Source organism: Kordia aestuariivivens (genome assembly GCF_014397005.1).
In the GTDB taxonomy this organism is placed as follows: Bacteria; Bacteroidota; Bacteroidia; order Flavobacteriales; family Flavobacteriaceae; genus Kordia; species Kordia aestuariivivens.
Genome location: NZ_JACGWS010000015.1, coordinates 85,925 through 111,038, shown reverse-complemented (window position 1 = coordinate 111,038; position 25,114 = coordinate 85,925). Strand labels below are relative to the sequence as shown.

20 protein-coding genes are annotated in these 25,114 nt (G+C 35.4%); 11 read left to right on the top strand and 9 right to left on the bottom strand.

The window, feature by feature from the left end:
- Nucleotides 1-71: 71 nt before the first annotated feature.
- The 3 genes from H2O64_RS20190 to H2O64_RS20180 all read right to left on the bottom strand — a co-directional run bounded on the left by H2O64_RS20190 (nucleotide 72) and on the right by H2O64_RS20180 (nucleotide 3,211).
- The gene (locus H2O64_RS20190) at nucleotides 72-635 is read right to left on the bottom strand and encodes a PIN domain-containing protein (protein ID WP_187564042.1); all 564 of its coding nucleotides are present in this window, start codon (nucleotides 633-635) and stop codon (nucleotides 72-74) included.
- On the bottom strand, nucleotides 625-1,080 hold the full coding sequence (locus H2O64_RS20185; RefSeq protein ID WP_187564041.1) for a helix-turn-helix domain-containing protein: 456 nt from the start codon (nucleotides 1,078-1,080) through the stop codon (nucleotides 625-627). The genes H2O64_RS20190 and H2O64_RS20185 overlap by 11 nt, the downstream gene beginning before the upstream one ends.
- Before the next feature lie 67 nt (nucleotides 1,081-1,147).
- Nucleotides 1,148-3,211 carry a tetratricopeptide repeat protein gene (locus H2O64_RS20180; protein ID WP_187564040.1) on the bottom strand — a complete coding sequence of 688 codons (2,064 nt, stop codon included), beginning with the start codon at nucleotides 3,209-3,211 and terminating at the stop codon, nucleotides 1,148-1,150.
- Between the two features lie 142 nt (nucleotides 3,212-3,353).
- Here H2O64_RS20180 and H2O64_RS20175 point away from each other — a divergent pair, with 142 nt between their 5' ends.
- The 3 genes from H2O64_RS20175 to H2O64_RS20165 all read left to right on the top strand — a co-directional run bounded on the left by H2O64_RS20175 (nucleotide 3,354) and on the right by H2O64_RS20165 (nucleotide 6,547).
- Nucleotides 3,354-3,632, top strand: coding sequence for a hypothetical protein (locus H2O64_RS20175; RefSeq protein WP_187564039.1), 279 nt, complete (start codon nucleotides 3,354-3,356; stop codon nucleotides 3,630-3,632).
- 50 nt (nucleotides 3,633-3,682) lie between these two features.
- Entirely contained in the window at nucleotides 3,683-4,936 is a 1,254-nt protein-coding gene (locus tag H2O64_RS20170) for an oligosaccharide flippase family protein (RefSeq protein WP_187564038.1), read from the top strand.
- A 405-nt stretch (nucleotides 4,937-5,341) separates the two neighbouring features.
- Nucleotides 5,342-6,547 (top strand): glycosyltransferase, encoded by a 1,206-nt coding sequence (locus H2O64_RS20165; protein WP_187564037.1) that lies wholly within the window; start codon nucleotides 5,342-5,344, stop codon nucleotides 6,545-6,547.
- Between the two features lie 174 nt (nucleotides 6,548-6,721).
- Here the strand turns inward: H2O64_RS20165 and H2O64_RS20160 are convergent, their stop codons facing one another.
- The 4 genes from H2O64_RS20160 to H2O64_RS20145 all read right to left on the bottom strand — a co-directional run bounded on the left by H2O64_RS20160 (nucleotide 6,722) and on the right by H2O64_RS20145 (nucleotide 12,816).
- Nucleotides 6,722-6,940, bottom strand: coding sequence for a helix-turn-helix domain-containing protein (locus tag H2O64_RS20160; protein WP_187564036.1), 219 nt, complete (start codon nucleotides 6,938-6,940; stop codon nucleotides 6,722-6,724).
- A gap of 73 nt (nucleotides 6,941-7,013) precedes the next feature.
- A complete protein-coding gene (locus H2O64_RS20155) occupies nucleotides 7,014-8,528 on the bottom strand; it encodes a glycoside hydrolase family 2 TIM barrel-domain containing protein (RefSeq protein WP_187564035.1) in 1,515 nt (504 codons plus the stop codon).
- Entirely contained in the window at nucleotides 8,522-9,739 is a 1,218-nt protein-coding gene (locus H2O64_RS20150; protein WP_235982966.1) for a hypothetical protein, read from the bottom strand. The genes H2O64_RS20155 and H2O64_RS20150 overlap by 7 nt, the downstream gene beginning before the upstream one ends.
- Complete coding sequence (locus H2O64_RS20145; protein WP_187564034.1) at nucleotides 9,736-12,816, bottom strand: hypothetical protein; 3,081 nt, start codon at nucleotides 12,814-12,816, stop codon at nucleotides 9,736-9,738. The genes H2O64_RS20150 and H2O64_RS20145 overlap by 4 nt, the downstream gene beginning before the upstream one ends.
- 298 nt (nucleotides 12,817-13,114) lie before the next feature.
- Here H2O64_RS20145 and H2O64_RS20140 point away from each other — a divergent pair, with 298 nt between their 5' ends.
- Together H2O64_RS20140 and H2O64_RS20135 are read left to right on the top strand one after the other, a co-directional pair.
- Nucleotides 13,115-14,269, top strand: coding sequence for a response regulator (locus H2O64_RS20140; RefSeq protein ID WP_187564033.1), 1,155 nt, complete (start codon nucleotides 13,115-13,117; stop codon nucleotides 14,267-14,269).
- Between the two features lie 156 nt (nucleotides 14,270-14,425).
- Nucleotides 14,426-14,860, top strand: coding sequence for a glycosyltransferase (locus tag H2O64_RS20135; protein WP_187564032.1), 435 nt, complete (start codon nucleotides 14,426-14,428; stop codon nucleotides 14,858-14,860).
- Between the two features lie 237 nt (nucleotides 14,861-15,097).
- Here the strand turns inward: H2O64_RS20135 and rsmI are convergent, their stop codons facing one another.
- Nucleotides 15,098-15,772: a 16S rRNA (cytidine(1402)-2'-O)-methyltransferase gene (rsmI, locus tag H2O64_RS20130; protein ID WP_187564031.1), complete on the bottom strand. Its 675-nt coding sequence runs from the start codon at nucleotides 15,770-15,772 to the stop codon at nucleotides 15,098-15,100.
- Between the two features lie 181 nt (nucleotides 15,773-15,953).
- Here rsmI and H2O64_RS24340 point away from each other — a divergent pair, with 181 nt between their 5' ends.
- Nucleotides 15,954-19,985, top strand: coding sequence for a DUF7933 domain-containing protein (locus tag H2O64_RS24340; RefSeq protein ID WP_187564030.1), 4,032 nt, complete (start codon nucleotides 15,954-15,956; stop codon nucleotides 19,983-19,985).
- Nucleotides 19,986-20,203: 218 nt separating this feature from the next.
- Here H2O64_RS24340 and H2O64_RS20120 read toward each other — a convergent pair whose 3' ends face one another.
- The gene (locus H2O64_RS20120; RefSeq protein ID WP_187564029.1) at nucleotides 20,204-20,998 is read right to left on the bottom strand and encodes a hypothetical protein; all 795 of its coding nucleotides are present in this window, start codon (nucleotides 20,996-20,998) and stop codon (nucleotides 20,204-20,206) included.
- 103 nt (nucleotides 20,999-21,101) lie between these two features.
- Here H2O64_RS20120 and H2O64_RS20115 point away from each other — a divergent pair, with 103 nt between their 5' ends.
- From H2O64_RS20115 to H2O64_RS20095, 5 genes are all read left to right on the top strand, one after another.
- Complete coding sequence (locus H2O64_RS20115; RefSeq protein WP_187564028.1) at nucleotides 21,102-21,746, top strand: thymidine kinase; 645 nt, start codon at nucleotides 21,102-21,104, stop codon at nucleotides 21,744-21,746.
- Between the two features lie 9 nt (nucleotides 21,747-21,755).
- Nucleotides 21,756-22,865 (top strand): alanine racemase, encoded by a 1,110-nt coding sequence (gene alr / locus H2O64_RS20110; protein ID WP_187564027.1) that lies wholly within the window; start codon nucleotides 21,756-21,758, stop codon nucleotides 22,863-22,865.
- Nucleotides 22,866-22,952: 87 nt separating this feature from the next.
- Nucleotides 22,953-23,366 carry a large conductance mechanosensitive channel protein MscL gene (gene mscL / locus H2O64_RS20105; RefSeq protein ID WP_187564026.1) on the top strand — a complete coding sequence of 138 codons (414 nt, stop codon included), beginning with the start codon at nucleotides 22,953-22,955 and terminating at the stop codon, nucleotides 23,364-23,366.
- A gap of 164 nt (nucleotides 23,367-23,530) precedes the next feature.
- Nucleotides 23,531-24,520 carry an aspartate-semialdehyde dehydrogenase gene (locus H2O64_RS20100; protein ID WP_187564025.1) on the top strand — a complete coding sequence of 330 codons (990 nt, stop codon included), beginning with the start codon at nucleotides 23,531-23,533 and terminating at the stop codon, nucleotides 24,518-24,520.
- 183 nt (nucleotides 24,521-24,703) lie between these two features.
- Nucleotides 24,704-25,090 (top strand): DoxX protein, encoded by a 387-nt coding sequence (locus H2O64_RS20095; protein ID WP_187564024.1) that lies wholly within the window; start codon nucleotides 24,704-24,706, stop codon nucleotides 25,088-25,090.
- Nucleotides 25,091-25,114 lie beyond the last annotated feature (24 nt).

Here is a 25,114-nt window from a genome sequence, read left to right as displayed (position 1 = left end):
TTTCATGATTATCATTGGTTGATAGAAAAGGCAAAAGGAGCGATTCTTTTGTCTTTTTGTTGTTTAGTGTATTAAATCAACGAATGTAAATAGTCTGCAGAATTATTCAATCCATTTTTTCGTAGATTATCTAAAACTTCAAATTCGTCTAAATCAGGATTTCTTCTATTTAATACTAATTTCCGAAAAGCTTCTATGGCTTTGCTATGATTTAAGTCAATAATATCCGCGATAAAATCATCCGCCGATTTAGCAACCAAACCAAAAGTAGCCAAATATGGCTTTGGAAAATCTTTGAGATTATGTGTGACAATTACATTTGCGTTTGTTTTAATTGCTGCTGCTAATACGTGACAATCTTTTTCATCTGGCAATGACAGACTTTCTATGAGTGATTCATAATTTGTGACTAATGCGTCGGGAAAAGCTAAGCTGGCAAAATTAGTGCGTTTTTTAATTTCAGCTTCACTAATATCTTTTCGTTTCATGACACTTTCCCATTCATCAAAAATATGTTTACTCCACTTTACAGTAAACAAATCATAATGTGCAAACCAAAAAAGTAAATCTCTAATTTCAATAGGATAAATAATATTGGTATCTAAAACCGCCGTAAAACGAACACTATGAATCATACAAACCTAATTCTTCATCAGACTTCATCATTTGAATAAGCAATTGCTCTTGCTCTTCTTTTTTAGCTTTCTTATAGCGTGCTATATCTTCATATTTTACTCTGCGATGTCTTCCAACTTTTGTAAATGGAATTTCGCCACTTTCTAGGAGTTTTACTATATGCGGACGTGAACAGCCTAACAGTTCTGCGGCCGCTTGTGTAGTCATCTCTGTGGCAATAGGAACTACAGAAATAGGTTTTCCTTGACTTGTTGCTTGAAGAATTTTTGCTAGAAGTTTGAGTGCTTTTAAAGGAATTTTAATTTTTTCAGAAGTTTCTTCAATTTCTATTTCTGGATTTTCTGAATGTAATTCTGCCAATCTAGCAGCCAACGCATTATAGGACTCCATTGCGGCTAGCTGCTCCTTTTTTGAAGGCTTTTGTATGTCGTGAAGATATTCCATAATAGTTTTGTTTCAGGTATTAAAACAAATATAAACGAAATAAACGAAACGATATTGTAAAGAAATCTTAATTTTTTCTAAATGTAGGCTTACTGTTCAAATACCACTTCAATCGCACACCAACTTCCGTAAACGTAAATCCGGCAGCAGTTGCAGACGCAATATTACTTCGAGTTGCGAAAATGTTTGCCAAACAACGATCTGAGAATTTATACCCTAATTTCCCCTGGAAACGATACGTACTTTGACTTTTCTGGTCTTCAATATATTGCAAACCTGTGGCAGCTGTGAGTTCGTAAAACCATTCGTTTGGCTTTGTGATTGCTTCATCTTTAATTAAGTTTAAGAAGATTTCACCAGCGTTGAATGTCGAAGGGCTAAAATAAATCGTGGGCACTTGCTTTTCAAACGTAATGTATTGGTAATTCACACCAACTTTCAAAGAAGGCTTGCTCAAAAGGTTATAGTACAAAGAAGTAAACAATAAATGTCTTGAATTTTCATCATTCTGAGACGTATAAAAATACTGCGTAAACCAACCTAAGTTAAAATTCGTGCTCACATTATAATTTGTATAAAAGTTATTTTGTACAATCTCACGATCGAGTAAATCTGCATTGAAACTCTGAATTTCTCGTTTGTAACCAATATCCAAGGTTTGCATTTTGAATGGTTTTATGTTCAAGGAAACATCCGCTAACAATTGTGTAAAATCGTTCGTTTGTGCTTTTGCCGACATGATTCCGAAGGTTCCCTTAAAAGTCACCGTTGGCAACAATTGATATTCCAAACCAGCAGAAACATCATTGGAAGTCGCTTTGTTGTTTGTAACCGTATTATTGGTGGTTCTATAATTATAGTTTCCAAAAAGTTTAAACTTCGTCGAAAATGGAAACTCAACTCTATTCTGAACCGAAAACGCTTCGTTATCGCCATTATCAAACGTGTACGACGCTTTTCCTTCGTAGAAAGGTGTAAACGTAGTATTCAACTCTTTAATGAAATTTACAGCATCTTTCTGGTTGTCATAAAACTTCAGGATATTTTCTGCGGAAGCAAACGCTTCATCATACTTTCCTAATGCTTTCAAGGCATTGGCTTTTCCTAAATTTCCATCAAATGAAGTGGAATCATTCACTAAAATCTGATCGTAATCAGCCAAACTCTTTTTAAAGTTACTTTTATAGGTATTCAAAGTTGCGCGTAATGCTAAAACCCAGTTTTCGTTTGGTTGTGTTGAAATCAAATCAGCAATCAAATTTTTTGCTTTTGCATACTTTTTATTCCAAATTAATGCTTGAATGTAACGTTCTGTCGTTTGTTGTTTTTTCGTTTCATCATTTACACCAACCAAAAGATTGTATGCTTTCTGACTAATCTGTAATGCTTTCTTTTCTTTTCCTTTTAAATGTGCAACAAGCGATAAACCATTTAACGATTCCAATGCATTGGATTCATCTTTTGCTAAAATTAGATACGTTTCTTCTGCTTTTTCAAATTCGCCCATAATCAAATACAAATTTGCCAAGTTTAACAATGCATCTTTATCATTCGCGAAAAGCGTTAAACATTCTTTCAACAACATTTCTGACTCATTATACTCTTGCAATTGTTGTTTTTGATAGGCAAATCCTAAATACATATACTTTTTGGACGTCAACGCATTTGGATTTCCTGGAGAAACTTCCAACGCCTTATTTACATATTTTAATGCTTCTTTATATGCTTTTAAATTGGACAATGTATTTGCAAAACCTAATAACGCTGGAAAACTCTTGGCGTCTTCCTGTACTAATTTTTGGTAGTACGCTTTCGCGAGATTAAACTCGTTGTTCCATAATAACGATTCGCCATAATTCAACTTTACTTCAAAATCATTTGCATAATCGTTCAACAACTTCGTGAAGATGTTTTTGGCTTCCGCCGAATTGCCATTGAGTCCAATTGCGCGTCCATAACACAAGCGTGCTGTTTTATTGTTTGGATATTCTTTTAGGATGGTTTCAAAGAAAGTTTCTGCTTGCGGATATTTTCCAGTTTCCAAATAGGTAAATCCTTCTTTCATGTTCTGAGAGAAGCAAAAAAGAGATATAAATAGGAACGAAAAAAGCACTGTATATTTTGTGTTCATGATCTTGGTTTTAGACAATTGTAAGGTAAGCACCAACGACGCTTCATTCATCGCAAGTAAATTGAATCTCGCCGACAACACGCCTAATTTGGTAGTGATTCTGAGATATTTGCAGCAGAATTAACCTCAAAACCTTTCAATTATGGCTTTACAAATCACAGCACAAAACGGAACTTTTTTAGTACATGGACAACTAAATACTACTACGAAACAATCGTTTATCATTCACTTCGAGGAAATCATTGAACTACATCATAATATAGTCATCAATATTGACGGAATCACAGAAATTGATGAAGCTGGCTTGGAAGGAATCAAATCATTAATCGCAATTGCAGTGCAAAATCAAAAAATGTTTTCCGTCATCGGAAATGGTTGCAAAAACATTTACCAAGATTTTAATTGTTCGCAAGTAGCGTAAGTTAGTATTCAGTATTCAGTATTCAGTATTCAGTATTCAAAAATAAAAACATGATCGCACTCACAAAAAAAATAAAAAGGATCCTTACTACAACACATATTTTCATGATAAGTGGCGTATTGGTGAATGGTGGAAATTATGTCTACAATTTACTTTTAGGACGTTTTTTAGGACCCGAAAAATTTGCAGATGCTGCCGTATTGATTACTTTTTTATTGGTATTATCATTTGTAGCGATGACGTTTCAACTTGTAACGGCAAAATTCTCCGTAGTGTTTGAAACTTCTGTTTTCAAAGCTTTTGCTGCGAATATGTATAAAAAATCTATTAGTACAGGAATCATTTTAGGATTGTTGATTGTTGTCTTCGCAACCGAATTGCAAACATTTTTCAAAACCTCATCGTCAAGTATGTTTGTCGCGTTCGGATTCGGAATTCCACTTTATTTCATCATGAGTGTCAACAGAGGCATTTTTCAAGGAAAGCAGCAATTGGTTTCGCTTTCTGTGACGTATCAAGCAGAAATGATCAGTCGATTGTTAATCACGTTGACGTTATTATATTTTCTTAACATTGAATCATCTTTGATTATTTCCTTAGGGATTTTAGCGTCTTTCTTATTTGGTTTAATGCCTTTTAAATTCAAACATATTTCCCTAAAAAAAGTAAACGTATTAAACGCGACACAAAGTAAACTCGTCCGAAATTTTTTCATCATCACTGCTTTTTACGAACTGACACAAATCATCATTAACAACAGCGATATTTTACTCGTAAAACACTATTTTGAATCGTATGATGCAGGTTTGTATGCTTCGTTGGCATTAATTGGACGTGTTGTGTATTTCATCGCGTGGATGTTTGTTATGTTGTTGTTACCAACCGTAGTACAATTGCAAAAAGAAGGAAAAGAAACCGTTTCTGTATTGCTAAAATATGTTGGTTACATTGCTATAATTGCAGCGACAATCATTTTCGCTTGCGTCCTATTTCCAGAACAAATCGTACACGTTTTATTTGGCGAAAGCTATCTCGAAATCGCGCCACTATTATGGAAATACGCATTGGCAACAGGCATTTTCGCAATTTCCAACATCTTCGCCTATTACTATTTATCATTAGACAAATACATTCCTGTGGTACTTTCAGGCATTTTTGGAATGCTTCAAATTGTATTGGTTGTTTTCTTTCACGAAAGTTTAGCACAAGTTGTCCATGTTCAAAGCATTGCGATGGTTTTGTTATTGGTTGTGCAATTGTCTTTTTTCTTCTTTGAGAATAAATTTAGATCGCTTCGCTCTTAGACTTGTTCCCCTGTAGGCGGGAATCTCTTAGACCGCTTCGCTTTTAGACTGTTTGTTATGTTAAATTATTCTCACTCTTATGTGATACTGAATCAAGTTCAGTATGACGTAAACTACTCTAAATTTTATTCCTTTCTTCTCCTTTTCCGCAGTATAGAAAAGTTTTTTCGTGGTTGAACATTGAGCGGAGCCGAAATGTGGGTAAGCAAAGAAATCGAAGATTCATGAGTTCTTTTAACTTAAAATAGAAATGATACGAACTAAAATGAAAGTAACATAAATCATTCAAATTAGAAATCTAAACCTACTCGCATTTCATCGAACCCTATTCGCATTTCGACACAAGTCGTCTATTTTTCAAGTGTTGAAAATGCACATTTGTACTATAATTAAATAGAACACATTATGAAACTAGCAATCGTAACAGCCTATCCACCAAGTAAGGTAACGTTAAATGAATACGCATATCACTTAGTGAAAAGCTTTCGCCAGAAGGAAAATGTTACAGAAATCATTTTGTTAACGGACAAAACTCCAGCCGCAAAAGATCTCAACTTTACAGAAGACGGTTGCAAAATTACCGTTAAGGAATGTTGGAAGTTTAACAGCTACACCAACTTAATTTCGGTAACAAAAGCGATTAATCGTTCAAAACCAGATGCCGTTTTGTTCAACTTGCAATTCATGAAATTTGGCGATAAAAAAATTGCGGCGGCTTTGGGTTTAATGCTTCCATTAGTTTGTCGAATGAAAGGAATCCCAAACATTGTGTTATTACATAATATTTTAGAAGAAGTTGATTTAGAAAGTGCCGGATTCACCTCAAATAAATTAGTACAAAAAGTCTATAATTATATTGGAACAAACTTAACACGCTTATTATTACATGCAGACAAAGTTGCCGTAACCATGCAAAAATATGCTTATGTCTTAGAGGCAAAATACTTAGCAGACAACATAATTATGATTCCACACGGAACGTTTGAAGTTGCCTCAACTCCTTCATTCAAATTGCCAAGAAGTCCATTAAAAATAATGACGTTTGGAAAATTTGGAACCTACAAAAAAGTGGAATCCATGATTGAAGCTGTGGAGAAAGTTCGCAAGATTTCTGGTTTAGATTTAGAAATCGTCATTGCAGGAACCGACAATCCAAATGTACCAGGGTATTTGGCAAATGTTCAAGAAAAATACAAGCATGTTTCACAATTGACATTTACAGGATATGTGGAAGAAGCTGACGTTGCGCCACTGTTCAACGAAAGTGCGGTTGTGGTATTTCCATATACGTCAACTACGGGAAGTTCTGGTGTGTTGCACCAAGCCGGAAGTTACGGAAAAGCAGTTGTCATGCCCAATTTAGGTGACTTAGCCTTGTTAGTAAAAGATGAAGGTTATAGAGGTGAATTCTTTGAACCTAATAGCGTAGATAGTTTGGCAAATGCTATTAAAGCAATTGTAACCAACGAAAGCTACCGAATTTCGCTCGAAAAGGCCAATTACAAAGCTGCTACTGCATTTCCTATGGAACGCATTACGGATATGTATTTGGAAGAATTTGAAGCGATTATTGAAAAAAAAAGTGAGCGAGTTGGTGATTTGGTTGTTTAGCTTACATCATTAAATTCAAAGTAATCGCTCATATCGTTCTTCCAGAACATTCCTATAAGCTTCCTTCATTTCGTCTGATAAAAAAGAACTTTTTATCCACTTAAAAGCTTTAGGTTTATTCTTTAACATACGCTTAAAAACACCTTGTATTTGGGTATCTGTTAATTCTAAACCTTACCTTGTCTCATCTATTAGCTCTTTACTGTTTAAGGATCCCAATACATGACCAAACATACTTAATACTAAATTTACCTTATTCATATTCAAATTTGTTTTGCCTTGTTCTATCTTACGAACTACTGTCAAGGCTACTCCGGCTCGATCGGCAAACTCTTCTTGAGTTAAGTCAACTTCTTTTCTACGCTCTTTTACAAATTCTGACAAAGACTTCATTATATGTATTTAGATATAAAATTAGATAAATACACTGAATTATATGCATTCAGATATAATTTATTATGTAATATCACTCCACAGCAAACTCAAAAGCCAATTTCCTATTCCCATCCTTATCAATAAATCCAAACTTTTTCTGAGGATTTGTTCGCCACGGACGACTTCCGACAACCGAAGCTGGAATGTCTTCAAAGTCGTATAATGTCCAGGACATGAATGAAATGTTTTGCGCAGCTAAGACTTGTTGCATTTCTTTGAAATATGCAGCTTGTTTTTGTTCAGAACCTACAAACGGTTTCCAAAATCCGCCATAAGATGATTCTCCAAATTCTCCTAAAACGATTTGTTTGTTTGGTATTTTGGCTTTTAAATCTAAATAGGATTGTTCAAAATTTGCACGATCTTCGTAATAATGAAACGATACAAAATCAAGCTTGTCTTTTAGTAAATGGGCACTTTCTGTGTTTGACCAACCAATGGTCACCAAATGTTTTGTATCAATCGATTTTACTACTAAAAGGATGTGATCTAACCACGCTAGTACAGTTTGTTTTCCACGTGATTCAAAGTCTAAATTCGGTTCGTTTTTGATGTCCCAAGCGAGAATTGCGTTGTGATTTTTAAATCGCGACACAATCGTTTCCGCATGTCGGTGTGTCAATGTCCAATCTAACACTTCGTAATTTCCGTAGAAGTCAAAAAGTGTCACCACCGCTTTGAGTTTTTTGGTTTCGGCAGCATCTAAAACTTGCTGTAGTTTTTGTAGTTTTTCTTCTTTCACTTCTGCTTTTCCAAAATCGTCATATTGAATGAAAATTCGAATCGTATTTAAACCCGCATCTTTCATAATACTGAAATCGTTTTCAATGATTTTAATATCAAATTGATCGCCAAACATATCCCAAGGTGTCGCTTGCGGATAGTAATTAATGCCTTTAATATTCAAGTTAGCAAATGATTTATTTTGAATCGTTTTATCAAAATCTGCAATTGTTTCTTTTACCAAATGTCGAATGCGCCAAAAACCATCTTCCAACAATAAAATTATTTTGTAATTCGCCGTTTCTGTGGTTTCCATGACAAACTTTCCGTCTTTGAAAAGCTTCTTATATTCCACCACATTTTTATCAGACAAAACCACTAATTGTCCATCTTCACTAAAGAATTCAATATTCGGTTGGTGTGAAAGTGTGGTTGCTTCTACAGAAATCTGTTGTTTTTTATTTTGCGCTACAAATTCTGCTATATTTTTGCGTGCATTGTCTGTGTAATAATCCGCAATTCCAACGGTTTGATTAGTTTTATACGCCACATTTCGCACATACCAAGCATCCAAATAATCATTTTCAATCTTGATTAATGTTTGCTCATCGACATTTCTACCTTCGTTTCCGTCTTCTACCCAAACAATTTTTGGTGAATAGTTTTCTGCTTTTTTAACTTCCGTGTGTAATAATTTGCTTCTGTCCGCGCCTGTATTTAGGTAACTAAACGAACTGCTGATTAAGAAAATCAACATCGAAATGATGACGACATAGGAGAATACTAAAAATCCTCGTATGATATTTTTATCGGTTTTTACCATAGTTTCTTCCCTTGAAATGTTTTTGTAATTCCTGCGGTTGTAATTTCGAAATCGTAGTTTCCGTTGCCGAAAATATTTGAGTTTAATTCAAAATTCACAGATCCTTCACGCGATTCTTTTGAATATTCTTTAATGATTTTTTTGTTTTGATAGATGATTAATTTCACTTGTAAACCATCTGGAATTAGTTGATTCATGAAGCTTTTCAAAGGTCCAACCGAAATATTTCTGTTGTTTTCTGAGAATGCAACCGTGAAATCGTCCATGACTTTTTTATACGTCAACGAAATTGTATTGCTTTCTGAAATTCCTGTCACAGATGCTTTTACACTCCAAGTTGCTGAATGATCAGGATGCATCATTTTTGCAGTTGCAACTCCCTTAATGGTCATTCCTGAAGTTTTCAATAGGTTTCCGTCTGAATTTGTGATGTAAAACGTGACGAAACTTCCATCACTGACAATATTATTGTGTTCATCTTTTAGCACCGAAGTTGTAAACGTCGTGATTTGATTTCCATCCGCATATTCATGTGAACGCTTGGCGAAAATTTCGAAATTTGTCGAAACCGCAGGCAAAACATGTACGGTATATTCTTTAGAATTCAAACCTAAACATTCTGTTGACAACAACATTCTGCCACTTTCTATTGGCGAATAAATATTTTGATACGCAATTAAATTTTTAGTGAAAACCGTTTCATTTGTTTCGTTTGCCAAAAACTGATGCTTCACAGTTACTTCCGTAGTTGACTTTAATGGATTGCCCAATTTGTCGGTTGGAATCACCACTAACATCGTATAATCGTTTCCGCCTGCGGCAATACTTGGCGGACCAACGTAGGTTTCCATAGAAACAGGTTTTGCTTGCGCAAGCACCGTAAATGTGCCTGAAAGCGAATTGTTTTCAGTTACTAATTTCCAGTTGACAGCGCCAATTTTAGTAGCGATTTGAGTTGGAATTGTATAGTGTAATTGATTATTCTCAACTTTAGGCGTAATCAAAGTGGAACCATAACTATTAGCGCAATATAGTAGAATGGAAGTGTTTTGCGTTCCCGAGAATTTCAACACAATCGGTTCGCCAGCCGTGAATTCTCGTTCGGAAATTTCTAGTTGAATTGCTTCATTTGTTTGCGCGCTGAGTTCCTTCGCGCTTGACGCAAAAAAGAAAAAGCTACACAAAACTGCTATATATTTTAAGTTCATCATTTTGGATTTCCGATATACGCGTTCATTTCAATTTTCACATATTGATACACCGAATGCGTTATTTTTTGCAATGCATCTTGTTGTTTTCTGTTGGATAGAATTTTCGCAGAAATGTCCGCGTTTGGCAAACCATTTACGTAACAGTTTTCCATGTCCGTACTGATAATTTTTATGGCATCATTTCCTGATAATTTATAGCTAAAAGCCTGTTTTCGTTGCTGACGAATTCCGCTGTCCAAAAACAAATGATCTACCCACAACAATTCTTTGTTTTCATCATAATACGTGATCAATAATTGTGGAACCGTAATTTCTTGCAAACCGCTATTGAACAAGTTTCCTTTGATGGTTTTCTGATCAATTTCTACATCATTCAACACGATATTTTTGTACAAATCCAAGCCAGAAACATTTCCTGCTGCTTGCAAATTGAACTTTGTCGGTTCATCTTCAAAATGCGCAGGTGTAAATTCGTCTGGATTGAAGGTTTTCGGAATGGAATCTTGCGTGTTTGACCATGCAATTCCTTCAAAGTTAATTCGGAACGACGTCACTTCTTTCGGCATCAATTTGTGCTTGATATGATATTTGGCGTTGTACGTTGCCAATTCCACATTTTTATCGTTGTACAAGGTTCCTTTTAAAACCACATCCGCGGGTACATTGTCAATGTTTTGAACTTCACCAACAATTGCGTAATGTCCATTATGATTGACCAATTTTGCGGAAATAATCTCCAAAACTGGTTGTTTTAAAACATCTTCATGATAGGTTTGTTCGGTTGTAATACGTCTTCGTCCGTGATTGAAATACGAAGTTTCATTGTTCTCAACTAATTGATCGGGCGGCAAATCGGCTTCAACAGTTTCTGGTTGTAAAAACCATTTTCCGTTGTGTTTTAGAACCGTTTTATAGTCTACTTTTTGAATTTTTTCTAATGGTGTAATCCATTTTGAGGTGACTTTCAGCGTAACCAAACGATCCGTTTCCGTAATGATTTCAGTTTCCAATGCGTCTAGTTTTGCATACGAACTCAACAATCCGTCCGTAGAAGAAATCTCCAACATGTATTGCGCAATTGTACTTTTGTTTTCTGGATTGATGAAACTGTATGCTTTTTCAAATTGTTTAAAATCGAGTGCATCATAATACGCCTTTACGACATTTTCGGGCGAACGTTGTGCATCGTTTTTTAGGTAGAATTGATAGGTTCCAAAACAAAGAATCAACGTGAGAATTATTGCCCAAATATGATTCACTTTTACAAGTTTTCTTGAGAAATTTCCATATTCAATTTTGAAATTTAGATATGCTTGTGAATCAGTTCGCTTTCGCTGAATGTATCTCAGAAAGATGGGTTGAATGTTGAGTATAAACGCCAATATCAACGTGAGAAACGGCATAATTCCCCACAACATTTTTTGCCAGGTTGAAACCTCATCTTTCGGTAAAATTGATGAAAGTGGGGCAACGTTGAGTCGTTCCCAAACCATGATTCCATTTTCCAATTGTGGCAAGCGTTGCCAACCGCAGAAATAGAGAATTGGATCGTAAAATTTATCGTTGGAAAATATATATTTTAGATTGTATTTTTCGGGCGTTGTTAAGAATTGTTGTAAGGATCCGATTCCGGCAACGCCTTTGAATTTTGAGTTTTCTAAACGTTCTATTGGTCGTGTTGTCAATTCTGGCAAACGTCGTGCAGAATGATAGTTTCCGTCAACTGTCATTGCGTTTGTTTGTGCTGATAACCAAGCCATTTGATCGCCAAAACCAAGTGTTAGATATCTCCATTGATCGTGTTGATCTTGATTGAGGAAATTCACAATAGGCAACATGTTTATTTTTTTCGGTTGCGATGGTCTGAAATAGCCTAAACTCATCGTGAAAATGGTCATAAAGACAAATAAACCTGCTAATCCGCCACCAATGATTCTGTGATAGATAGCGCCAAATTTTTCTTGTAGCAATGCTTTTAAATCACCTTCAACAAAACGATATACAAATTCGCCAAAAAGCGGTAATGACATAATGGAAGCCCACAACGTGAATCTGTCCAAGGTTAAGATATTGAAAGCCGTTTCACCCAATAACATTCGTGGAATTGGCGTTGTTCCGCCTGTTCCTAAAACGAACAATATGGTAATTGACAAGCCAAAAAATAGATAGCGTTTACTGTAATATCTGTAAAATATATATGGTAATAGAAAGAGTAAAATTCCCCAAGGAATTAGAAAGAAAACCAATCCTGAAGACGAAATTTCTATAAAGTGATCGCGTGAACCGTGCGGAATTGGTACTTGCGTAATTGGATTGTTTTTGGAATTGATCCAATAGGGTAAGATACATCCGACAATAATCACGAGTGACAACATTCCGAAACTAATAATTCGCTTGAAAAGCTTTAAAAATTGCTTCCAAAAAACTATAAACGTTACTTCTTTTGTACTGTTTACTTCTTCGCGAGAAGCGTCCATTAGCACCATCCCGATTAACGGAAATATGAAAAAGATCATCCCAAAAATTGGTGTTACATGATGTGAGGTAACCGTAACTGCAATCAGCGAAAGCGACGTAAAAAGGTATTTATACTTTCCTGTTTTTAACCACAAATAAATTTCGGGTAAGGCATGCATCAACACAGAAATTCCTACAATACTTGGCAATTGTCCAAAAATATGCAAGGTTTCTACAAATGAAGACGAGAAAACCGCCAAAATTGCCGCATAACCAGCGACTCTTTTGTTTCCTGTCATGAGCAAAGAGAACCGATACACACCAGTAATGAATAGAATCACCGCAATGATTGCCACCGTAAAAAGTCCAAATTTTAAACCGCCAATTAACGATAACGCACCAATAGATTGATGTACTAACGGCGGATAACTCATTACCGTAAATCCTGTGTACCATTTATAATTCCAAGGTTCAAACCAACTGTTTGCATAATGATCGGCAAAGAATAAGTGGATTAACGCATCATAGGTAGTTTCCAACGTAAAAAAGATAGACGCACCATGAAACACAACTCCGAGAAGTAGTGCCAATAGTAGTAGTTTGTTTGTTGTCTCTTTCATGTTTTATATATGATGCATTCACTTTTTAATAAAATCTCGTCAAACCGAACTTGATTCGGTTTCTCATAATAATTAAAATCAGCTTAATGGGATTCTGAATCAAGTTCAGAATGACGCTATTAAAACAACTCATCATCATGTAATTTCATTATTGTAAAGATAAACGGTGTAATTTTTAATTGGACTAAAGGAAATTGCATTTCGTCTAAGGATAGTTTCGTTTTGAGTACTTCTAGCAAAATCCTCAGCGAATCCAACCTACTTTTGACCTGTAAGTAACCCTAAAAAATTATCCATTATGAAGATATTAGCGATAGACGATCAGAAGTTAGTGTTGATTCCTTTAGAAAGCAGATTAGCCGAATTAGGATACGAAGTTATAACCGAAACAAACGCTTTTAAAGGCATTGAATTGTACGATACGTTTCAACCAGATTTAGTCATTGTAGATATGAATATGCCAACCATTTCCGGAATGGAAATCGTAAAACATATTCGTAGCGATAAAAAAGAAGCTACGCCAATTATGATATTATCGGGAAATACAAATGATGACATGATTACAAAAGGATTCGATTTAGGTATTAACGATTATATGAAAAAACCATTGAGCCTGAACGAAGTTTGTGCACGTGTGAAACGATTGATTGGTATTCCAGAAACAACAAATACAGAAAGCACGAATAATGTGATGATTCAGCAACGATGTGTTGGTGTTGTGATTCCTTGTTATGATGAAGCAGAGCGATTATTAAGTAAAGAATTTACAGATTTTATTGATCGTAATTCAGGCTATCATTTGTGTTTTGTGAATGATGGAAGTAAAGATGCAACGTTAGATGTTTTGCACAAATTACAAAAAGGACGTGAAGACTTTATTACCGTGTATGATTGTGAAAAAAATGGCGGAAAAGCAGAAGCAGTTCGTTTGGGAATGTTGCTTATGGCGCAACAAGAAGATTTGGATTATATCGGGTTTTTGGATGCAGATTTGTCTACGGATTTATCAGATTTTGATGATTTGGTTTCTACGATTGAAAACTCGGAATTTAAGATTGTGAGTGGTTCACGAATTAGCAGAATGGGCGCAAATATTACGAAAGAATCTGCGCGTAAGATTATCAGTATGACAATCAATTTGATTATCAGAAATATTTTATCCATGAATTTTAAAGACACACAATGTGGTGCGAAGATTTTCCATAAAGATGTGATCAATTTAGCTTTTGATAAAAAGTTCATTACAAAGTGGTTGTTTGATGTGGAAATTTTTATGCGTATGCGTAGACATTTCGGATTGGAAACAGCGCGTGCAATGATGTGCGAGAAGCCATTGAAACGTTGGATTCACGCAGACGGATCAAAGTTATCGATGAAAGATTCTATCAAAATTATTGGACAATTGGGTCAGATAGCTTGGTCGTATAGAGGTAAAAAAAAAAGCTTCAACTAAAGAGGAAGTAACTACCGATTTTGAAATTGCGTAATATTTTAGAATACATAAAAAAAGACTTCGCTCTTCAGCGAAGTTAGTTCAACTTTCAGTTTTGAGTTCACCTTATCAGGCTTCTCAAAATTGAGTTTCACGAAACCTTAAAATCTACCAAAAATGAAGATTGGAATTTTGATATTATTCCGAAATGACGAAACAGCAATTGAAGTCCAAAAATTTGTACATCTGTTTGCTGAAAAAAGTAAACTCTCTATTTGTTTTGTGAATAACGGAAGTACAGATAAAACGTTGGAACTATTGAAGGAAATTCAAGAAGATGCAATGGTTCCTATTTCGATTATTGATGTAAAAAAAGACAAAGGTCATTCTGCCGCCATTAAAGCTGGCGTTCGATATTTATCAAGCAAGAAAGAGTTGCCCTATATTTTATGCTTGAAACGTTACAAATCACAAGATTTCGAAATGCTTGAAAAGATGTTTCAAATTATCCAACAGGAAAAAAAGATTGTTACAAACTTGTTTAAAAAAACCAAATGCATGGTGCATAAGAATGTGTTTTCGTTGCATGGAATTTTGGGGGAAGCGAGTTAGGTTTTTTTAGGTAATAGGTTTTGGGTCGCTTCGCTTTTGGGTTCTAGCTTTTAGCTGCTTGCTATTGGTTTTTTCGTCTTACTGAATGGTATGCTGAGTTTATCGAAGTGCAGTATCTCACTTGTTTTGCCGCGAATTCACGAATTATTTTGAAAATTACTTTATCTCGATACTAAATTCTTTCAGAATTTCACTCGATATGACGTAATTTTCTCAATTCCCACTACTAATAACTCACTACTGCCTTTTCCCATCAACCACAACAACAATCTCGCCTTTTGGTGGTTTGTTTTCATAATGTGTTAAAACTTCTTTTGCAGTACCGCGAATGTTTTCTTCAAATAGTTTTGTGAGTTCACGGGAAACAGAAACTTGTCGGTCTTCGCCGAAATATTCACAGAAATGCCCCAACGTTTTGACTAGTTTATGTGGCGATTCGTAGAAAATCATGGTGCGCGTTTCTTCCGCTAAAATTTTAAAGCGCGTTTGCCGTCCCTTTTTTACAGGCAAAAATCCTTCAAAGACAAATTTATCATTTGGCAAACCACTATTCACCAACGCTGGTACAAAAGCTGTGGCGCCTGGCAAACATTCTACAGGAATATTGTTCGCAATACATTCGCGTGTGAGTAAAAATCCAGGATCTGAAATTGCGGGCGTTCCTGCATCACTGATCAATGCAAACGTTTCGCCGGCTTGCATGCGTTTTATCAACGTTTCCATCGTTTTATGCTCATTGTGCATGTGATGACTTTGCATGTGTGTACCAATTTCGAAATGCTTCAACAGTTTTCCGCTTGTGCGTGTATCTTCCGCAAGAATAAGATCGACACTCTTCAAAACTTCAACCGCTCTAAAGGTCATATCTTGTAAGTTTCCAATAGGTGTTGGCACAATATAAAGTTTCATCAATGCTGCGTTTAGAAGTTGAAGTTCCTGTTAAATTTCAATTCAAAAATAACTATTAAAAAAATATAAGTCGTAATTACTGTACCTTTATTGTTATATATACGCAACCTTTTAAGGTTTTGCGTATCATTTATAATATATGAGCCGACTATTTTACCTCTTTTTCCTGTTAATATCCACATCTGTGTGGAGTCAAACCACAGATTTATCTATTAGTGTTGAAGTTACAGATGCTGGCGGAACTACCATTCCAAATGTATTTTTATTTCAAGAATTTAACTATGTTACCACCATTAGTAATTCTGGAAATTCTGTTAGTAATGCTACATTTTCACAACAATTAAATCCAAATGTTACGTTCGTTTCTATTGAAAGCATCAACCCGCTTGGTGGCGCAGATTTGGCTACAAATTTGGTGTTTAATGGAGGAACAAATTTGATAACAGGCTTGCTTCCAAACATGCCAACAAATTCTAGCGTACAAATTCGAATTACTTTAAGAGCGCCTACAGAATTAGGAGGAATTTCAACAATTGCAGAAGCTTTTCCGCCAACAGGCACCACAGATACCATGCCCGATAGTAATACATCTATCGTTTCTATGGACGTAAATAATGTTCCGTTAGATTTTGTGATAGACTACCAGCAGATTTCGCCAGCAGCAGGAACTGCAATTTCCGCTTGGGGCGATCAAGTTACGTTTGAGTTTACTATTACAAATAATAGTACCATTGAATATCCTATTGATAATTTTAGTTTGTTTCAAGGAATGCAATCTACCGCAGATAATGGAACAGCATTGGTACAATTAATTTCGTTGCAATGTATTGGTAGTACGAACGGCGTTTCATGTCCGGCAGATTTAGGCGTTACTTCCGGAAATCCTACGGTAATTGTTCCAACACAAGAAATGTATTTGTTTGATAACCAAATTATATTTCCTTCACAATCAAGTATTACATTTAGAGTTGTGTATGCCTATTTTGAAGGCGAATGCGGATTAGAATCTAGCTTGATCAGAACGCGAAGTTTTGCCAGAGTAGCGTTAGCAAATAATACTACATCGGCAACACAGTCAAATATTGAAGTTACAAATTTATTACTTTCTGTACTTTGTCCGTGTACAGATGTTACCATTAATACAATTCAAACAGATCCTGCAGGTGGAGCAATTATTGCCGATTATAACCAAACGGTAACCTATGAAACTACCGTAACTAATAATGGTCCGTTAGATACCACAATTCGTTTCTTTTTACAAAATTTGGGTGTGGAGTGGGAAATTATCTCTGTACAATGCATTAGTGCCACAGGTGGATTAAATTGTGGAACCACTAATTATGTAATTGGTCCTACAGGGCAATTTTGGTCCGTGGAAGATTATATAATTCCTTCGGGCGGTCAAGTCGTCACAAGAACTGTTGTTCGTTATATAGAACCTATTTGTCCTTCCAATGATGTAATTATTTCTAATTACCGAAGTACTATCAATATGTTAGAACATGTTGATTGTAATCCTGATGATAATAATGAGTTTTCTAATACCGTTCTTCCGCAAGCACCTGGAACTGCTCAATGTATTAGTATCAATGATTTTCTAATTACCAAAACACAAATAAGTCCAACATTACCATTAGGCGGTTCCGCAAACGAACCTATTCCATGGGGCGATATTACGTATGAAATTACAGTGACAAATAATAATTTAGTGTCAATTCCATTGTCATTAGTAGACTTTTATGCTTCTCCTATAACTGCGACTACTGTAACTGCCGTATTACAATCGGTAAACTGTGTTTCAACCACAGGAACAGCAAGTTGTTATGATGTAACGAATGCAAATATTGGCACCAATTATACACTAACGAATGATGTTTTTTGGGAGATTACCGCCGCTGAAAATTGGGAACTTGCTCCCCAAAGTTCTATTACGTTTGAAGTTGTTGTCAATTGGACTCCCGAATGTTCAAGTATGGTAACATCCGTTGCCAATGGTGTTACAGGAACTATTTTGGACGGGCTAAATTTTACAAAGACATCCATTGCTACAAGTTTTTTAACACCTTGCGTAGATTTAATCGTACAAACGTTTCCTTCTTCGCCAACGGTTCCTATCAATAGTAATTTTGAGTGGATTGTAGATATTACCAATAGTGTCATTAGTTCAACAGCTACAGACGCAACTTTTAGCACAACTGTCAATAGTGCATTTACCATTACAGGAACACCAACATGTACCGTTACAAGTGGAAGTGCTACTTGTGTGACAACATTTACTGTAGATTCAGCTACAAATATAGTTTCTGGTGTTATTCCATTGTTAGATCCAGATGCAACCATACAATTACGAATTCCTGTAGTAGCACCAAATTTTGGAGGTTCGTTTAACAATATTGCTGAAGTACAACCAGATCCTGCTAATAATGGAGAATTTGATCCAAGTACAAATATTTCTATTTCTAATGTTCAAGTAATTTCACCACAAGTATTTAAAAGTTTTGTGCCCGATGAAATTATAGCATCGCAAACATCTTTATTAACTTTTACGATTGAAAATGTTCCTGGAAACTTAGCACAATCTGGAATTTCTTTTACAGATAATTTACCTGCGGGAATTGTCTTAGCGGGCGATCCGTCTTGGGTACAAAGTAACGGTTGTACAGCAGATTTTGTTGGATTGACAAATGATGATTTTGTTGGAATTGCCAATTTGGTATTTCCTGCCGGAGTTGCCAATTGTACATTTTCGGTATTAGTTACTTCTTCCACAAGTGGTTTCTATACAAATGAATTTACCAATTTTTCAAACTTAAATAATATAGATGCAACAAGCGTTTTTGCAACCTTAAATGTATTACCACTTCCACCAAGTGCTGATTTAGAGATTTCGTTAACACCAAATCAAACGCAATATTGTGAAGGCGATGAAGCAATATTTACGTTAACGGTAACCAATAATGGTCCTGATGATGTGACAAGCGTTGCTATTGAACACTATTTGAATCCTTTAGGATTTACCTATATTTCAGACAATGCAGGCGGAACGTACACAAATACAACAGGAATTTGGGAACTTTCCAATATTAGTATTTCAGCTGCAGCTGGAAGCAATACGTTTACCGCAGAAATTACAACAACGATTTTAAATGTAGATGTTGCCTTAACGAATCAATATGAAAGTACCGCAGAAATTACTGCGACAGATACGACTGATTTAGACAGCGATGTAACGACGAGTTTTACAATAGACGATTTAGCGGATGGATTGGCGGATGATGATGAAACTGAAATTCAAGTTGACGTTTTTGAAATTCACAATGATATCAACTTAGGCATTGCGGATGCAGAAGTCTGTTCTGGAACAACAACGACACTTACTATTGACAATCCAACGATAGCGTATACGTATAATTGGTATGAAAGTGCCGATCCAACTCAAATCATATTTACAGGAACGAGCTTTGAAACTTCAATAATTACAGCAGATATAGTGTATGAAATTGAAGTTATCAATGAAAATAACTGTCCTGGAATTGCAAGAGAAATGATTACTATTACTGCTGTTTCCTGTATTGATTTAGGCATTGAAAAAGAAGTAGATATTGATACACCTTCTATTGGCGAATCGGTACAATTTACCATTACAATTACCAACAATAGTGCTTTAGATGCTTCTAATATTGTCATCGAAGAAATGCTTCCAAATGGATATAATTATGTTTCACATACCACAAGTAGCGGTTTGTATGATTCTAATACACAATTATGGACAATTGCTACATTAACAGCAGGAAGTTCGGCAACGTTAACAATTAATGTAACCGTTGTAGACGGCGATGATTATACAAATGTTGTACAAATAGTGAGTCAGGATGATGTTGACTTGGATCTCACGAATAATTCAGCAGAAGCGTTTACACTGCCTGATTGTTTGCAAATTCCGAGTGGTTTTTCACCAAATGACAATACAATAAATGATGTTTGGGAAATTGAATGTTTAGACAATTATTCGGACAACGAATTGATCATTTTCAACAGATGGGGAACTATTGTGTACAAAACAAGAAACTACGCAAACGACTGGAATGGCGAGTGCAACCAAAATGTTGTGCTCTTTGAGAAGAATCAAATTGTACCTGTTGGAACATATTTCTATGTATTAAAATTACAAGGAAATACCATTGAAAAAACGGGTTGGGTTTATGTTAATTATTAGAAAATTTGGTAGCCAAAATTTCGTCATGCTGAACTTGATTCAGCATCTTTACAAATGAATCTTACTATTATGTGAAACTGAATCAAGTTCAGTTTGACGAACCTCTAAACAAGTAAAATTATTGAAATCAAAGTGCTTCTCGATAGTTCTACTTGTTTATCGAAGTACAAAATCTAAAAAGTCTAAACAATCCAACAATCTAAGCAAGTCTAAAAAAACTACGCAAACTTACGTTCTATAATCTCTATAAAGCGATTTTCATACTCTTCTTTTCCTGCCCAATTTTTATAATCGGGTTTGATCATATTATAAATAAAGTCTTTCGCTTCTGTTTCTGTTTCTGTAGTATTCAATTGCGAAATTACACGATTATAATCTTCCTGATTGCCTTCAAATAAATGCTTTGTAAATGCAATACGATCGTTTAATCCAATAGAAATTCCTGTATTCAACCGATCATTTAAAGACTTAGGTTTGGTCTCCGTTTTAGTAGCTTTTACCTCTTTCGTAACGGTTTGTGCAGGGCTTGTTTCTGTAGTTTCTTTAGCTACATCTTCGCTCTTTACAAACGTAGGTTGCGGCAATACATCTGCTAAAATATCTTCTAAGGTTTGTTGTTTTGGTGTTGATGGTGTCGGCGTTTCTACTGCTGCCTCATCTTCATCTTCTTCTGGCATTTCAGCCACCATGTTTCTGATAGTTTCCATCAACGGCTCAATCAAATCGTCTTGTTCTGGATCTTCTGCAACCAAGCTATGACGAATAATATCATCATCTTCAGCGTTTTGTTCTACCTTATCATGGTTGTATACATTTTCTAAAGTTTGGAAAAAAGAAGAATCTGCATACTCAGGCACAGAATCTTTAAATTGTTCTTCAAAAAACAATAATACCGACAACTTTTCAAAAACTTCCTTTGCTTCTTTATGTAGCGCAACTACGTCTTCTCTTCCCTTTAACTTAAGGATGCGATGCGCAATACTTACTAAATCTCCTTCTAATTTTTTCTTCATAATTTTTAAGCTAATGTCGTTGTATAACCTTTGGTTTTTTAATAAATTTGTTCCACCTTTACAAAAACGAGTATAAATTCGTTTTCGACTTGAAAATTACAAAATGTTTCTCGAAAATACAGTAAATCATAAAGAACAATTTGGTTGGATTGAAGTTATTTGTGGTTCAATGTTCTCCGGAAAAACCGAAGAATTGATCCGTAGACTCAAACGAGCACAGTTTGCAAAGCAGAAAGTAGAAATCTTCAAACCTGCTGTTGATATTCGATATGATGATGAAAAAGTTGTATCACATGATGCAAACGAAATTCGTTCTTCACCTGTTCCCGCTGCCGCTAACATTCGATTATTAGCCCACGATTGTGAGGTTGTTGGAATTGATGAAGCGCAATTTTTTGATGATGAAATTGTGGCTGTTTGTAATGATTTAGCCAATAAAGGAATTAGAGTGATCGTTGCTGGGCTTGATATGGATTTTAAAGGAAATCCTTTTGGACCTATGCCAGCATTGATGGCAACAGCCGAATACGTAACCAAAGTACATGCTGTTTGCACACGAACGGGAAATTTAGCACAATACAGTTTTAGAAAATCCAAAAGCGACGATCTGGTCTTGCTTGGTGAAACTGACGAATACGAGCCATTAAGTCGCGCTGCTTATTACAAAGCAATGCTAAAAGAATCAGTGAAAGAGATTGAAGTTGATGATGCGGAAGAAATCATTCCAAAACAACAATCGGACAATTAACTACCAATAATGTTACACATACAAGAATCTGTTTTAGAAATCAATTTCAAAGCATTACAGCACAACTTTGAGTTTATAAAATCCCAGACCAAAACAGGAACTAAAATCTTAGCCGTTGTCAAAGCGTTTGGCTACGGAAGCGATGCTGTTGAAGTTGCTAAGTTTCTACAAGATGAACTAAACGTTGATTATTTTGCAGTAGCTTACATCCGAGAAGGTGCTTATTTACGAGCTGCAGGAATTACAACGCCAATTTTAGTATTGCATCCGCAAATAGTAAATCTAAAACATGCAATTAACTACAACTTAGAACCTAGTTTATACAACGATCGGATTTTCAATGCGTTTGCTCATGAAGCGGCAAAACAAGGAAAAAAAGACTATCCGGTACATATAAAATTCAATACAGGATTAAATCGTTTAGGGTTTTTTCACACTGATGTAGATCATATTACCAAAAAACTCAAAACGCTCTCGCAACTAAAAGCAGTTTCTATATTTTCACATATTGCGGCTTCTGAAGATCTCAATGAAAAAGAATTTACCAAGAATCAAATACAGACATTCAAAGAAATTAGTGCATCTTTTGAAAAAGCAATGCAGTATAAACCGATGCTTCATATGGTAAATACATCTGGGATTTTCAACTATCCTGAAGCGCATTTTGATATGGTCAGAACAGGAATTGGCTTATACGGTTTTGGAAATGATCCAAAATTTGACAAAAAACTGCAACCCATAGCTTCTTTAAAATCTGTAATTTCACAAATACATCGCATCGAAAAAGGAGAAAGTGTTGGATATAACCGTGCTTTCGTCGCGGATGATTATAAAACAACCGCAACTATTCCAATAGGACATGCAGACGGAATTAGCAGACAATTTGGGAATGGTGTTGGCGCTGTTGTTATCAATGGAAAACTAGCACCAATCATTGGAAACGTATGTATGGATATGATGATGGTAGATGTCACCAATATTCGTTGTAACGAAGGCGATGAAGTCATCATTTTTGGTGAAGGACAAAGTGCTGAAGAACTCGCTTCAAAAATAAACACCATCTCGTATGAACTACTCACAGCGGTATCTCAACGAGTAAAACGTGTATTTCTTCGTTAAAATATCCATTCTCTATTTCAACAAATGTTAAAGTTGTACTATTTTTTACTAAATTTAGATTCAATTAATAACTAACAATCAAATATTATGTTGAAAGAATTTAAAGAATTTATCACTGGCGGTAATGTCATAGAGTTTGCCGTTGCCGTAATTATGGCAGGAGCAATTGGCGGTGTTGTAAAAGGATTTGTAGACAATATTGTAATGCCTTTTGTAGGATACTTTACAGGTGGAACTGATTTTGCAAATATGTTTCTTGCCTTGGATGGAAAAGAATATGAAACATTAGCAGCTGCAAAAGAAGCAGGTGGAGCAGTAATATCTTATGGTATTTGGATCAATGCTATTGTAAACTTATTAATTGTAGGTTTGGTAATGTTCTTAATTGTGAAAGCTTACAATAAAATGAAGAAGAAAGAAGAAGCGGCAGCTCCAGCACCTCCAGCAGGACCAACGCAAGAAGAATTATTAGGAGAAATTAGAGACTTATTGAAAAAATAATTTTCTCGAAATTATAATAATAAGAAGCCACTCTTTACGGAGTGGCTTTTGTGTTATATATAACTTTTTGTGATCCTTTTGATAATTCCAAATTTTTATACAAACCGCACTATAATTATTACTAGTTTTGCTTCATAGAATTACAAAAAAATAAAAATAAACAGATGAAAGTAGCAGTCGTTGGCGCAACAGGAATGGTAGGAACTGTGATGTTAAAAGTATTAGCAGAACAAAAATTTCCCGTTTCAACCCTAATTCCAGTAGCTTCTGAAAAATCAATTGGAAAAGAAATTACCTATCAAGGAAACGCATATCCTATTGTAAGTATGCAAGATGCTATAAATGCCAAACCTGATATTGCGTTGTTTTCTGCTGGTGGAAATACTTCACTCGAATGGGCACCAAAATTTGAAGCTGTCGGTACAACCGTTATTGATAATTCATCTGCATGGCGAATGGATCATTCTAAAAAATTAGTCGTTCCAGAAATCAACGCTAACGAACTCACAGCCAATGATAAAATTATTGCAAACCCAAATTGTTCTACGATTCAAATGGTTGTCGTATTGGCGCCATTACACAAAAAATATAAAATCAAACGTATTGTAGTTTCTACCTATCAATCCATTTCAGGAACTGGTGTAAAAGCGGTTCGACAGTTGGAAAGTGAATATGCTGGTGAAAAAGGAGAAATGGCATATCCGTATCCAATTCATAAAAACGCATTGCCACATTGTGATGTATTTGAAGAAAACGGATATACCAAAGAAGAAATGAAATTGGTCCGCGAAACGCAGAAAATTTTGAATGATGCAACCATTGCTATTACGGCAACTGCCATTCGTATTCCGGTAGTTGGAGGACATTCTGAAAGTGTAAACGTTGAGTTTGAAAATGATTTTGATGTAGCAGAAGTTCGCAAACTATTACACGAATCACCTGGAATTGTGGTACAAGACAATCCTGATGTAAATGTATATCCAATGCCAATTTATGCAGAAGGAAAAGATGATGTATTTGTGGGAAGAATTCGTCGCGATGGTTCGCAACGAAATAGCTTAAATATGTGGATTGTTGCCGATAACTTACGCAAAGGCGCTGCCACAAATGCGGTTCAAATTGCACAATATCTAGTAGATCACAAGTTGGTTTAACTGATTTTTGTTACAACATATACTTACGGACGCTTCGCAAATACGAAGCGTCTTTTTTATTCCAAAATACTACAAATCAGCTTCTTATTAAAAACCTATAATTATTCATGTTGTCGAAATATTTAGAGAATACGCTATCTTTTTCTTACCTTAAGAGTACACTAACCAAAAAAGTCTCGCAATATGAATTCTAACTTTACTAAAATTATCCGTTTTATATTAGGATTAATTCTCATCGTATTTGGTGCTAACAAACTCATCATGATTTTCAATGAAACGGGGTTCATGTCACTAATAACAATGCCTGCTAATCTTAAAGGTTCCATTGGCTCCATCGTATACATACTTCCTGTTGTTGGCGCCTTAGAAGTCTATATTGCTGTGTTACTAATTCTAAAAAAATGGGTGCCTTTTGCACTAATATTACTCGCGCCAATTTCGGTGAATATTTTACTATTTCACTTCTTCTTAGATTTATCAAGTGGAATGATTGGTGCTCTTGTAGTGGCACTCCTAAACGGAATCTTAATTTACAAACATTGGCCACAATTTAAACCTTTGTTTTATTAGTAAAAACCATCACATTATGTTAAA

Coding starts and splice junctions, on each gene's coding strand:
- H2O64_RS20190 (WP_187564042.1), bottom strand. CDS start 635: ATGATTCATAGTGTTCGTTTTACGGCGGTTTTAGATACCAATATTATT.
- H2O64_RS20185 (WP_187564041.1), bottom strand. CDS start 1,080: ATGGAATATCTTCACGACATACAAAAGCCTTCAAAAAAGGAGCAGCTA.
- H2O64_RS20180 (WP_187564040.1), bottom strand. CDS start 3,211: ATGAACACAAAATATACAGTGCTTTTTTCGTTCCTATTTATATCTCTT.
- H2O64_RS20175 (WP_187564039.1), top strand. CDS start 3,354: ATGGCTTTACAAATCACAGCACAAAACGGAACTTTTTTAGTACATGGA.
- H2O64_RS20170 (WP_187564038.1), top strand. CDS start 3,683: ATGATCGCACTCACAAAAAAAATAAAAAGGATCCTTACTACAACACAT.
- H2O64_RS20165 (WP_187564037.1), top strand. CDS start 5,342: ATGAAACTAGCAATCGTAACAGCCTATCCACCAAGTAAGGTAACGTTA.
- H2O64_RS20160 (WP_187564036.1), bottom strand. CDS start 6,940: ATGAAGTCTTTGTCAGAATTTGTAAAAGAGCGTAGAAAAGAAGTTGAC.
- H2O64_RS20155 (WP_187564035.1), bottom strand. CDS start 8,528: ATGGTAAAAACCGATAAAAATATCATACGAGGATTTTTAGTATTCTCC.
- H2O64_RS20150 (WP_235982966.1), bottom strand. CDS start 9,739: ATGATGAACTTAAAATATATAGCAGTTTTGTGTAGCTTTTTCTTTTTT.
- H2O64_RS20145 (WP_187564034.1), bottom strand. CDS start 12,816: ATGAAAGAGACAACAAACAAACTACTACTATTGGCACTACTTCTCGGA.
- H2O64_RS20140 (WP_187564033.1), top strand. CDS start 13,115: ATGAAGATATTAGCGATAGACGATCAGAAGTTAGTGTTGATTCCTTTA.
- H2O64_RS20135 (WP_187564032.1), top strand. CDS start 14,426: ATGAAGATTGGAATTTTGATATTATTCCGAAATGACGAAACAGCAATT.
- H2O64_RS20120 (WP_187564029.1), bottom strand. CDS start 20,998: ATGAAGAAAAAATTAGAAGGAGATTTAGTAAGTATTGCGCATCGCATC.
- H2O64_RS20115 (WP_187564028.1), top strand. CDS start 21,102: ATGTTTCTCGAAAATACAGTAAATCATAAAGAACAATTTGGTTGGATT.
- alr (WP_187564027.1), top strand. CDS start 21,756: ATGTTACACATACAAGAATCTGTTTTAGAAATCAATTTCAAAGCATTA.
- mscL (WP_187564026.1), top strand. CDS start 22,953: ATGTTGAAAGAATTTAAAGAATTTATCACTGGCGGTAATGTCATAGAG.
- H2O64_RS20100 (WP_187564025.1), top strand. CDS start 23,531: ATGAAAGTAGCAGTCGTTGGCGCAACAGGAATGGTAGGAACTGTGATG.
- H2O64_RS20095 (WP_187564024.1), top strand. CDS start 24,704: ATGAATTCTAACTTTACTAAAATTATCCGTTTTATATTAGGATTAATT.